9 protein-coding genes are annotated in these 12,511 nt (G+C 54.0%); 5 read left to right on the forward strand and 4 right to left on the reverse strand.

What is annotated here, in order from left to right; all coding sequences use genetic code 11:
* Positions 1-7: 7 nt before the first annotated feature.
* The gene (fliD, locus tag C1N84_RS07835; RefSeq protein WP_264443138.1) at positions 8-1,414 is read right to left on the reverse strand and encodes a flagellar filament capping protein FliD; all 1,407 of its coding nucleotides are present in this window, start codon (positions 1,412-1,414) and stop codon (positions 8-10) included.
* Between the two features lie 235 nt (positions 1,415-1,649).
* Here fliD and C1N84_RS07840 point away from each other — a divergent pair, with 235 nt between their 5' ends.
* From C1N84_RS07840 to C1N84_RS07860, 5 genes are all read left to right on the forward strand, one after another.
* Positions 1,650-2,582 carry a flagellin N-terminal helical domain-containing protein gene (locus C1N84_RS07840; protein ID WP_276557014.1) on the forward strand — a complete coding sequence of 311 codons (933 nt, stop codon included), beginning with the start codon at positions 1,650-1,652 and terminating at the stop codon, positions 2,580-2,582.
* Between the two features lie 199 nt (positions 2,583-2,781).
* Entirely contained in the window at positions 2,782-3,714 is a 933-nt protein-coding gene (locus C1N84_RS07845; protein WP_021509892.1) for a flagellin N-terminal helical domain-containing protein, read from the forward strand.
* Between the two features lie 239 nt (positions 3,715-3,953).
* The gene (locus C1N84_RS07850; RefSeq protein WP_021509893.1) at positions 3,954-4,886 is read left to right on the forward strand and encodes a flagellin N-terminal helical domain-containing protein; all 933 of its coding nucleotides are present in this window, start codon (positions 3,954-3,956) and stop codon (positions 4,884-4,886) included.
* 170 nt (positions 4,887-5,056) lie between these two features.
* Positions 5,057-8,569: a glycosyltransferase gene (locus C1N84_RS07855; protein ID WP_264443143.1), complete on the forward strand. Its 3,513-nt coding sequence runs from the start codon at positions 5,057-5,059 to the stop codon at positions 8,567-8,569.
* Between the two features lie 180 nt (positions 8,570-8,749).
* The gene (locus C1N84_RS07860) at positions 8,750-9,901 is read left to right on the forward strand and encodes a DegT/DnrJ/EryC1/StrS family aminotransferase (protein WP_262257737.1); all 1,152 of its coding nucleotides are present in this window, start codon (positions 8,750-8,752) and stop codon (positions 9,899-9,901) included.
* A 32-nt stretch (positions 9,902-9,933) separates the two neighbouring features.
* Here the strand turns inward: C1N84_RS07860 and rfbD are convergent, their stop codons facing one another.
* Genes rfbD through rfbA form a run of 3 tightly spaced genes read right to left on the reverse strand, consistent with a single transcriptional unit; the run spans position 9,934 to position 12,216 of the window.
* Positions 9,934-10,815, reverse strand: coding sequence for a dTDP-4-dehydrorhamnose reductase (gene rfbD, locus C1N84_RS07865; RefSeq protein WP_264443151.1), 882 nt, complete (start codon positions 10,813-10,815; stop codon positions 9,934-9,936).
* On the reverse strand, positions 10,800-11,348 hold the full coding sequence (rfbC, locus tag C1N84_RS07870; RefSeq protein WP_021509897.1) for a dTDP-4-dehydrorhamnose 3,5-epimerase: 549 nt from the start codon (positions 11,346-11,348) through the stop codon (positions 10,800-10,802). Before rfbC ends, rfbD begins: the two co-directional genes overlap by 16 nt.
* Position 11,349: 1 nt before the next feature.
* Positions 11,350-12,216, reverse strand: coding sequence for a glucose-1-phosphate thymidylyltransferase RfbA (rfbA, locus tag C1N84_RS07875; RefSeq protein ID WP_088517720.1), 867 nt, complete (start codon positions 12,214-12,216; stop codon positions 11,350-11,352).
* Positions 12,217-12,511: the final 295 nt, after the last annotated feature.

The raw sequence follows: 12,511 nt of genomic DNA on the forward strand, positions 1-12,511 counted from the left end.
ACTCCTGTTAACTGCTCATGTTCGCGAACTGCTGCGTCAGATAGTTCTGGGTCTGGGTCATGGATGAGACCAGCGTATTCAGGTTCGTGAACTGGGTCTTGTAGCGCGCCATAGTGGCGGTAATCTGTGCGTTTACCCGATCGTAATCGTCAGACAGTTTTTTCAGCGTTTTATTGATGCCATCAGTGGCGTTCTGTACAGAGCCATTGCTGCCTAAAATCTGATCCAGATAGTTACTGGTTTGCGTCGCAAAGCCGGTGGTTTTGCCGTCACCGGACAGGAAACTGACCACATCCGCCGATTTTTCATCCAGCGCTTTGTTCAGTTTGGTGCTGTCGACGGTCAGCTTGCCATTCACATCCTGGGTAATGCCGATCTGTGACAGCAGGGAAATACTGCCGCCGCTTTGGGCACTGGTGGACAGCTTGGAGCGCAGGCTGGTCTGAATGTTACGCAGCGTGCCATCACCTAACAGATCGCCATTGCTGGAGTCCTGCGAGGTACTGCCCTGATCCACGGCGGTATATTTGGTCTGGTTACTGATGGTGGTCTGCAGCGAGTTGTACGCGTCAACGTAAGCCTGCACTGCGGCGATCATCGGCGCATTATCCTTGGTGACGGATAAGGTTTCCGGGCTGCCAGTGTTGGTTTTGGTCAGGTTCAGCGTGACGCCTTCCGGCGCATCAGTAATGGTGTTGCTGCTGCGGGTGATGGCGACGCCATTGATGCTCAGTTTGGCATCGGCTGCTTCCACCTGCTCCGTCATACCATTGCTGTTGCCACCTTTGGTAAAACCAATGTACTGCGCCAGGGCGCTGTCATCGGTAGAAACCGTCATCTCGTTGGTGGTGCCGGTATCACGCGAGGTCAGGGCCAGATAATAGGTATTGTCATCGGACTTGATAATACTGGCCGTAACGCTGCCCTGCTGTTTGTTAATCGCATCTTTAATGTCCGTCAGGCTGGTTTGATCTTTGCTCAGCGTGATGGTCATTGGGTCTTTCTGACCCGGTTGCGTAATGGTGATGGTGCGCGAGGCGAGGCTGGAATCGCCTAAATCGCCATCTTTACTGGTCGCGCTTTTCGACAGCAGCGACTGCGCTTTAGCCAGTTGGGTGACTTCTACCGAAAAGTTACCGGCCGCCGCATCATTGGCCAGCGTGGCGGTGAACGCGGTGTTGGTGCTGCTGACTTTTGTTGAGGCAATTGCAGATGTGTCTTTGAGCGCTGCGGCAGCTGTCTGGACTTTCGCCAGTGCCGTTTGCACGACGCCCCATGCTGTCAGCTTGGCTTTATAAGAGGTTTGCTGATTTGTAATTGGCGTCAGGTTGGCTTTTTCTGCCGTTTCAAGCTGGTCATACAGATCGCTCAAACCCAGGCTATTACCAGCATTGAGGTTACTTACACTTGCCATGTTGTAATCCTTTATAGGTGGATAATCACTGAGGAGGGTATCGGCAGTGAGCGGAAAAATATTAGACAAAATATAAAAAAACAATGAGGCAAATAAAGAAGGGATAGGGGCCTGTTTTCGGGGTTTAAAAAAATAGCTAAGGTTTTCTCAGGCACCGACGATAACCAAAGCAAGCTGAATGGCCCCGGGCCAAAAGCCCGATAGAATCTCAACTCATTGACTCAAGGAATTTATCATGGCCGTTATCAATACCAACACATTGTCGCTGACCACGCAAAACAACCTGTCCAAGTCACAGGCTTCTCTGGGTACCGCTATTGAGCGTCTCTCTTCTGGTCTGCGTATTAACAGCGCCAAAGATGATGCTGCAGGTCAGGCGATTGCTAACCGCTTTACCTCCAACATCAACGGCCTGACCGTTGCTGCCCGTAACGCCAACGACGGTATCTCTCTGGCACAGACCGCTGAAGGCGCGCTGTCCGAGATCAACAACAACTTGCAGCGTGTGCGTGACCTGACCGTGCAGGCGCAGAACAGCTCCAACTCGGCTTCAGACATCGACTCCATCCAGGCTGAAGTTAACCAGCGTATGGAAGAGATCAACCGCGTAACGTCGCAGACCGACTTCAACGGCATCAAAGTGCTGAACACCGGTTCCGGCTCTACCGACTACAGCTTCCAGGTAGGTTCAAAAGACGGCGAAACCATCGCCATCACCATCAGCTCAAGCGATGGTTACAACCTGGCGAAAGCCGGCACCAGCGGTACGGATCTGAACACCCGTGCGATGACCTCAGGCGATACCGTTAACGGTACCGCGCGCTCTACTGAAGCCGTTGGTTTTGACGTGCTGAAAGGCGCAGTCACCGGCGGCGCGTCTGGCGCAGCGTCCGGCACCACGCCACTGGCAGACATCGATGCGGCCATCAAATCTGTTGACTCACAGCGCAGCCTGCTGGGTGCCTCACAGAACCGCTTTGAGTCAACCATCACCAACCTGAACAACACCGTGAACAACCTGTCAGCTGCGCGCAGCCGTATTCAGGACTCTGACTACGCGACAGAAGTGTCGAACATGTCGCGCGCGCAGATCCTGCAGCAGGCGGGTTCTTCGGTGCTGGCGCAGGCCAACCAGGTGCCTCAGACCATGCTGTCTCTGCTGCGTTAATTCTCTCGCGCACAGACCGGGCCCCGTATGGGGCCCTTTTTTATTTCTGCTGCTGAGATTTTCTTCGATCGTTGCTTACCGCTTAATTTTAATGAAATCATCATTAAAGCTTACGCAGCGGCTGCCGATAAATTTTGGCGACGGCGAGAACGCCACGGGTTTTCGACCTGAATTCATCATCAGTTAAGGAATAAACATCATGGCAGTCATTAACACTAACACCTTGTCGCTGACCACGCAGAATAACCTGTCCAAGTCACAGGCTTCTCTGGGTACCGCTATTGAGCGTCTCTCTTCTGGTCTGCGTATTAACAGCGCCAAAGATGATGCTGCAGGTCAGGCGATTGCTAACCGCTTCACCTCCAACATCAACGGCCTGACCGTTGCGGCCCGTAACGCCAACGACGGTATCTCACTGGCTCAGACCGCTGAAGGCGCGCTGTCCGAGATCAACAACAACCTGCAGCGTGTGCGTGACCTGACCGTACAGGCGCAGAACAGCTCGAACTCTGCCTCAGACATCGACTCCATCCAGGCTGAAGTTAACCAGCGTATGGAAGAGATCAACCGCGTAACCTCGCAGACCGACTTCAACGGCATCAAAGTGCTGAACACCGGTTCCGGCTCTACCGACTACAGCTTCCAGGTAGGTGCGAAAGATGGCGAAACCATCGCCATCACCCTGAGCTCAAGCGACAAATTCAACCTGGCGAAAGCCGGCACCAGCGGTACCGATCTGAACACCCGTGCGATGACCTCAGGCGATACCGTTAACGGTACCGCGCGCTCTACTGAAGCCGTTGGTTTTGACGTGCTGAAAGGCGCAGTCACCGGCGGCGCGTCTGGTGCAGCGTCCGGTAGCACGCCTCTGGCAGACATCGACTCCGCTATCAAAGCCGTCGATTCACAGCGCAGCCTGCTGGGTGCCTCACAGAACCGCTTTGAGTCAACCATCACCAACCTGAACAACACCGTGAACAACCTGTCAGCTGCACGCAGCCGTATTCAGGATTCTGACTACGCGACAGAAGTGTCGAACATGTCGCGCGCGCAGATCCTGCAGCAGGCAGGTTCTTCGGTGCTGGCGCAGGCCAACCAGGTGCCACAGACCATGCTGTCTCTGCTGCGTTAATCGCAAACGCGCAGCCTTCAACGGAGCCAGCTGGCTCCGTTTTTTTTATTTCCGGAAGAGGGTAGCCACAGCGGCGTTGCTAATTTTCTGATTATTAACATCTATTTTTTGTCTGCAAAGACGACAAAATCAATATTAAAAAGAGTGAAGTTTTTGCACAGCCTGTCGATAACTTTAATACGGTGTTGAACCGCAGGCCTGAAGGGCTGAATTATCTCTCTTAATAAAGGAAACTTGCTATGGCAGTGATTAATACCAACACATTGTCGCTGACGACTCAGAACAACCTGTCCAAGTCTCAGGCTTCTCTGGGTACCGCTATTGAGCGTCTCTCTTCTGGTCTGCGTATTAACAGCGCAAAAGATGACGCTGCAGGTCAGGCGATTGCTAACCGCTTCACCTCTAACATCAACGGTCTGACCGTTGCTGCCCGTAACGCCAACGACGGTATCTCACTGGCTCAGACCGCTGAAGGCGCGCTGTCCGAGATCAACAACAACCTGCAGCGTGTACGTGACCTGACCGTACAGGCGCAGAACAGCTCGAACTCTGCCTCAGACATCGACTCCATCCAGGCTGAAGTTAACCAGCGTATGGAAGAGATCAACCGCGTAACGTCGCAGACCGACTTCAACGGCATCAAAGTGCTGAACACCGGTTCCGGCTCTACCGACTACAGCTTCCAGGTGGGTTCAAAAGATGGCGAAACCATCGCTATCACCATCAGCGCCAGCGATGGTTACAACCTGGCGAAAGCGGGCACCAGCGGCACCGCACTGAACACCCGTGCGATGACCTCAGGCGATACCGTTAACGGTACCGCGCGCTCTACTGAAGCCGTTGGTTTTGACGTGCTGAAAGGCGCAGTCACCGGCGGCGCGTCTGGCGCAGCGTCCGGCACCACGCCACTGGCAGACATCGATGCGGCCATCAAATCTGTTGACTCACAGCGCAGCCTGCTGGGTGCGTCTCAGAACCGTTTTGAGTCAACCATCACCAACCTGAACAACACCGTGAACAACCTGTCAGCTGCGCGCAGCCGTATTCAGGATTCTGACTACGCGACAGAAGTGTCGAACATGTCGCGCGCGCAGATCCTGCAGCAGGCGGGTTCTTCGGTGCTGGCGCAGGCCAACCAGGTGCCTCAGACCATGCTGTCTCTGCTGCGTTAATTCTTTCTTACGCAGATCAGGCCCCCAACTGGGGGCCTTTTTTATGGGCGGGATTAACCGCTTTTTTACTGGATAATGGCGCGATTGTTTCCGGGCGCGCCGCGTATTCTGAGCTGAAAGAGACGTCGCACAGACGTGAGTTATCGCCGAGGCTGAGGATACAACCGACAATGAACGCGAACGCACTGGTAAGCATAATCATCCCTGCTTATAAAGCCACCTGGTTTGAACTGGCGCTGAAAAGTGCATTAGCACAGGATTACCCTCATTGTGAAATCATCATTGGCGATGATTGTCCTGATGCAAAAATCGAGGATATTGTCAGTGCGTATCAGGTAAACAGTAAATTTCCCATCTATTACCAGCATCATCATCCCGCATTAGGCGAAATCGCCAACCTCAGTCAGGCAATACGTCGCGCCAAAGGCGAATACGTAAAATTCCTTTATGATGATGATGTACTTCTGCCGCAGGCCGTGTCGCAATTAGTCGCGGCGCTGTCGCAGGTACCGCAAGCGGTGATGGCGACAGCCAGACGTAATCGCATTGATTCCGTCGGTAAGGCGATGGCAGACGAGATTTACAGTGTATCGCCGGTATTAGAAGACACGATTTTTCATGGTCAGGATATGGCCCGCTGGCAGGCTGATTTCCTGAACAACTTTATCGGGGAACCCAGTGCCGTTTTGGTGCGCAGCGCGGCGCTGCGCAAGCTGGTAGACGAGCCGCGCGAGCTGCATGCGTTGATCGATGAAGGATTACCGTTCATTGCCGATCTGGTGATTTACCTGCGCTTGCTACGTTATGGTCATCTGGTCTATTTACCGCAGGTGCTGGCGCAGATTCGTATCTCGCGTGAGCAAACCAGTCAGGAAGCGCGCCTCGATGGCAATATAGCCAGTCAGTCTCACCAGCGCTTTCCGGAAGAGATCAAAAAACTGGGCTGGTATGATGAGCAGCTGCCGCAGGGCTGGATTCGTCACGCCACGCTGCGCAGCCAGCAGGACTTCCAGCCGTTTGACCTGACAACGGCGCTGCAGAATGCGCGGGTAGAGAGCCATTTTGCCGAGTGGTTCCGTCAACGCACGCTGCGGCCCATCGAACAACAGCTGATTGCACAGCATCTTACCAGTCAGCCGGTCGCACGTATTGCCGTCGTGATTGATGTGCGCGACGCGACTGAGACCGAGTGGCTGCTGACACAGGCCAGCCTGGATGTCGCTGTGGCCGGTCTGAGCCTGCTGCCGGTGGTGCTGGCGGCACCGTATCAATCATTTATTCCGGCCTCTGTACAGCGTATTGATGTGCGCGACAATCAGGTAGTCGCTGCGCTCAACACGCTGACCGAAGAGGGACATTTCGACTGGCTGATAGTATTACGGGCCGGCAGTCAGCTGTATACCTCAGGTTTGCAGGCGCTGGGAACGGTGCTGCCGGAGGTCGGTCATTGCCAGTTGATTTATGCCGATGAGGTGTATCCGGTCAATGGCCGTCCGGTTGGCGCATCCTTCCGCCCTGACTTTAACCTTGACCTGCTACTCAGTAATCCATCGAGAATGGCCTGCCACTGGCTGTTCCGCCGCGAATTTTTGCAACAGACAGGCGGGTTTGCCACGCACTGGCCGGGCTGTTTTGAACTGGACGTGATTCTGCGCACCATTGAAAGCCAGCCTTTTAATGTGATTGGGCATCTGGCTGAGCCGTTAGTGCAGACCGCCTCATTACGACAGCCGGTGGATGAAGAGCGCGCCCTCATCCGCAACCACCTGCAGCACCGCGGCTACGCACAGGCCGATGTCACCCTGAGCCCACACAATGTTTATCAGCTGCATTATGGTCACCCGCAGTCGGCCCCGGTTTCCATCATCGTTCTGGTGAGTAATCACCTCGCGAACCTGGTGAGTTGCGTCACCTCGCTGATGGAAAAAACCGCCTCACAGAATTATGAATTGCTCCTGGTTTCTGCTCAGGGCGGAAGTGCCGCCCAGGACGAATGGCTGCGCGGTATCGCTGAGATCGACCCGGCACGCATTCGCACATTGCAGATTGAGGGCGGTTTTCATCGCGCCAGAATGGTCAATGCCGCCGCCGCTGTGGCCAGAGGCGATTACCTGCTGCTGCTGAGTAGCGATTTAGCCATGCTTGATAACAGCTGGCTGGAAAACCTGCTTAACCATGCACAACGTCCGGAAGTCGCTATTGTTGGCGCCCGGCAAATCTACGCAAATGGTCAGGTACGCCACGCCGGTTATGTGCTGGGGATTAACGGCCTGGTAGGTGAGCCGTTCTATGGTGAGAGCCATGAAACCGCGGGACACATGGCGCGTTTGCAAGCCGACCAGAACTACAGCGCGGTGTCAGGCGATCTGATGATGGTGCGTACCGAGGTGTTTCGCGCCGTTGAGGGTCTGGATGAGACGCTGCAGCATTTCGACGATGTCGACTTCTGTCTGCGCGTGCGCGAAGCCGGGTTGATGACGGTCTGGACACCGTACGTGCGTATGCTGCGGCAGGTTAATCCTGAACTGACGGTCGACACGCAGAGTCGAAGCCAGGAGGAAGATCGTCAGCTGCAGAAATGGCAGGCCATCGTGACCCAAGATCCGGCGTATAACCCCAACCTGACGCTCAATAACATCAACTTTAGCGTGTCCTCCGACAGCGAACTGACATGGCGTCCGCTTTCGTGGCGGCCATTGCCGGTGGTTATGCCTTTCATGGCTGATTTTGCCGGTTGTGGTTACTATCGCATCATCAAGCCCTATGAGGCGATGCGTGATGCCGGCCTGGTGGATGGCAAACTCTCCTCCACGCTGATTAATGTTGCCGAGCTCAATCGCTTCGCGCCCGATAGCCTGATTTTCCAGCGCCGGATTGACGCGGAGTTTCATGAATGGCTGGAGAAAGTCAGTAAGCATACGCAGGCGTTTAAAATTTACGAGCTCGACGACTACCTGCCGAATATTCCGCTCAAAAACCATCATCGCTCACAGTTTGGCAACGATGTTAAAAAACTGATGCGGCGCAGCCTGAGTTATATGGATCGCTTTGTCGTATCCACCGAACCCTTAGCCGAAGCGTTCGCGGATATGCACCACGATATTGTGGTGTGTAAAAACCGTCTTTCGCATGACTGGTGGGGCAAGCTGCAGTCGCTGCGCAATCAGGGGAAAAAACCACGCGTTGGCTGGGCCGGGGGCTCCAGTCATACCGGCGATCTGGAAATGATTGTCGATGTGGTGCGCCATTTTGCTAATGACGTGGAATGGGTGTTTTTTGGCATGTGCCCGCCAAAGCTGCGGCCTTTTATTCATGAATATCACCACGGCGTAGAAATTGAGCGTTATCCGGCCAAACTGGCTTCGCTTAATCTCGACCTCGCGTTAGCGCCTGTCGAAGATAACTTTTTCAACACCTGTAAAAGTAATCTGCGCCTGATGGAATATGGTGCCTGCGGCATTCCGGTGATTTGCAGTGATGTGGCGTGTTATCGCGGTGATTTAACCGTTACGCGCGTGAAGAACCGCCACAAAGACTGGGTGGACGCCATCAATATGCATCTGCTGGACCCCGCGGCGAGTGCCCAAATGGGCGCCAGGCTGCAACAGGAAATTCGCCAGGACTGGATGCTGGAAGGCGAGAACCTGCAAAGCTGGTCACAAGCCTGGACGCTGAAGCGTTAATTTTTGACCTGCTGCACTGCAGCAGGTCAATGCAGTTTCAATCTGGATAACACCACACTCTGCGGTCATTCACCGCCTCATCGCTGGCTGAGGCGGAAACCTGTTCTGCAGGGAATGACCCGGCTGATAACTTTCAAGGGTGGGTTGGTGTGAAAAGGCACTCTGCTGAGGTGAAAGATTATGAATAATAAACCTGTGTATGTAACCAGCCCGCTTATGCCACCGCTGGAAGAGTTCATGCCTTACCTTGAACAGATCTGGCAGAATAAAGTTCTGACCAACGGCGGGCCCTTCCATCAGCAACTTGAACAGGAGCTGGCACGCTATTTAGGTGTTGAGCATCTCTGCTTATTTACCAATGGCACGCTGGCGTTGCTGACGGCGCTGCAGGCGCTGCGTATTACCGGTGAAGTCATCACCACACCTTATTCTTTTGTCGCCACCTCGCATTCTCTGTTGTGGAATGGGTTAACCCCGGTGTTTGTCGATATCGACCCGGTAAGCTGTAATATCGATGCCTCCAAAATAGAGCAGGCCATTACACCGAGAACCACAGCCATTATGCCGGTCCACTGCTACGGCAATCCGTGCGACGTGGAGAATATTCAGCGCATCGCTGACCTGTACGGGCTGAAAGTCATTTACGATGCTGCTCACGCCTTTGGCGTCCGTAAAAACGGCAACAGCATATTGAATTATGGTGACTTGTCGATTTTAAGTTTTCACGCAACGAAGGTTTTCAATACCATTGAAGGTGGCGCAATTATTTGCCCGGATGCTAAAACCAAAAAGCGCATCGATTACCTGAAGAATTTTGGTTTTGCAGATGAAACCACCATTGTGGCGACCGGCATTAACGGCAAGATGAACGAGGTGCAATCGGCCTTTGGCCTGCTGCAGTTAAAGCACATCGACCAGGCATTAGCGGAGCGGGCGCGTATTCAGGCACACTATTATGATTTGCTCGCGGAAATCGATGGCATTACGCTGCCGCATATTCCGGCTGATGTTGAATGGAACTACTCTTATCTGCCGGTGATGGTAACGGAAGATTTTCCGCTGAGTCGTGATGAGCTTTATGCTCATCTGCGTGAGCACAACATTATTGCCCGTCGTTATTTCTATCCGCTGATCACCAGTTTCCCGATGTATCGTGGATTACCTAGCGCTGATGAAGCGGCCTTACCGATTGCACAACAAATGTCTCAGCGCGTGTTATGTTTGCCGGTCTATCCTGGCTTAGCATTGGCCGAAGTTGACAATATTGTGCAAATCATTCACCGCCTGGCTGAGCAAAAGCTAACGAGCCGCGCGTTACCTCTGGTGGGATAATAACAAGGCGTCTGAGACGCCTTGTTTTATATTTATTGCAGGGCGGTAATGTCAGGAACAGGCTGAACGGTGGCTGAATCACCGGTTAAGCAGGCGGATTGCATGCGGTTTTGCCAGTCCGATGCCTCAACCCCCAGCGCCGCTATCCGCGCGGTATTCATTACGCTGTTGACCGGCCTTGCGGCAGCCATCGGATATTGCGCGCTGCCAATCCCTTTCACCAGCACATCCCGCTGCGCGGCCACAAAAATCGCCTGGGCGAATTCGCACCAGCTGACCGCCACATCGCCACAGTAGTGATAAACGCCGGCGGCTTCCGCGCGGGATGCCAGGGTGATAATCGCCTGTGCCAGATCGCCGGCATAGGTCGGGCAGCCGCACTGATCGTTCACCACGCTGATTTCGCTGCGGGTTTCTGCCAGCCGCAGCATGGTTTTGACAAAGTTTGCACCGTACTCACTGAACACCCATGAGGTGCGAATCACTACGGCATCGGGCAGCACGGAGAATACGCGTTTCTCACCCTCCCATTTGCTCAGGCCGTAGAAATTAATCGGGCAGGGCAGATCGCTTTCGGTATAAGGCGTTTTTTTACTGCCATCAAACACGTAATCGGTGGAGAGATGAATCAAGCGGGCGCCCTGCTGGTGAGCGGCGATGGCGAGATTTTCCGGGCCGATGGCGTTGACCTTCATGGCGCGGATACGGTCGGTTTCTGCCTTATCGACCGCGGTATATGCGGCGGCATTGATGATCACATCGGGACGGAATTTCTTCACCACCCGTTCCACCGCCGGGCGGTCGGTAATATCTAACTCGGCAGAGCCACAGGCCAGCAGGATCCACTCTGCCGGCACCCGATCCAGTAAACAACGGCCAAGCTGGCCATAAGCACCGGTTAACAAAACGCGCATTGCACTAACTCCTGCAGGGAGAGTCCTTGTTGATCTTTTACCGATAGCAGAGGCGTCGCTACCGGCCATTGCACCGCAATTTCAGCGTCATTCCACATCAGGCAGGCTTCATCCTGTGGGTTGTAGTAATCAGTACATTTGTATTCGAAGTCAGCGACCTCGGAGAGCACCACAAAACCGTGTGCCAGACCCGGCGGGATCCACAGCTGGGTTTTGTTCTCTTCAGACAGCTCCAGCCCGGTCCATTGGCCAAAGGTGGGCGAATCCGCACGGATATCGACGGCAACGTCAAATACCGCGCCGCGTACCACGCGCACCAGTTTGCCTTGCGGCTGGGTTTTCTGAAAATGCAGCCCGCGCAACACGTTACGCGCCGAACGGGAGTAGTTGTCCTGCACAAAATCCAGGTCAATATCCAGCAGTTGCTGATAACGCCGCTTCTCAAAGGTTTCGAGGAAGAAGCCGCGGGCATCGCCAAACACTTTAGGCTGGATAATTTTTACATCAGCAATTTTCGTGGTGATGACCTCCATCTCACTCCTCCACCAGCATCTTCAGATAGTGACCATACTGCGTTTTACCGAGATAGGCGGCGCGCTTCAGCAGCGATTCGCTGCCGATCCAGCGCTTGCGCCAGGCGATCTCTTCCAGACAGGCAATTTTGAAGCCCTGGCGCTTTTCAATGGTATGAATGAAGTGTGACGCTTCGAGTAAGCTCTCGTGGGTACCGGTGTCGAGCCAGGCAAAGCCACGTCCCAGCACTTCGACGTTGAGCAACCCATCGTCGAGATACATCTGATTGAGGGTGGTAATTTCCAGCTCGCCGCGGGGAGAAGGGCGAACTTCCCGCGCCATGGCGCAGACGTTTTTATCGTAAAAATAGAGGCCGGTGACGGCATAGTTCGATTTTGGCTGTGGCGGTTTTTCTTCAATGGACAGCGCGCGGAATTGCTTATCAAACTCCACCACGCCGAAGCGCTCGGGGTCCATCACCTGATAGCCAAATACCGTAGCACCCTGCGGTCGCGCGACCACGTCTTCGAGCTTTTTACCAAAGCTTTGCCCAAAGAAAATGTTATCGCCCAGCACTAATGCGCAGCGCTCACCGGCAATAAAAGACTCACCGATGATAAACGCCTGCGCCAGGCCATCGGGCGATGGCTGCACCGCGAACTGCAGATTAACGCCGAAATGGCTGCCGTCGCCCAGCAAACGCTGGAATCCCGCCAGATCTTCAGCGGTAGTAATCACCAGGATGTCACGAATGCCTGCCAGCATCAGCACCGAAAGTGGATAGTAAATCATCGGTTTGTCATAAACCGGTAACAACTGCTTCGATACGCCGCAGGTTACAGGATGCAGGCGGGAACCTGTCCCGCCCGCCAGCACTATACCTTTCATCATTGCCTTCCTTATTACGCGTCTCTGCTCTCCACAGAGTCATGCTGTGAGCATACGAGCGCGCAGGAATAATTGATGGCGCGAATAACCGATAAAAAAGCGGGCATTGCCGGGGATAAGCGGAAGGAGAGAAAAGCAGCGCGTGGGCATTCCTGCTGAGCTAAATCAAATTGGGCTCTTGCGCGGCAGACGATTTCCCCTTGCGCATCATAACCTCAAAAAAGTAACCATCCTGTTACAGCCTGGGTCAGAACTGCCGATAACCCTCTTCAGAATCATTCCAATTTTTACGCTC

This window comes from Pantoea sp. SGAir0418 (assembly GCF_043529865.1).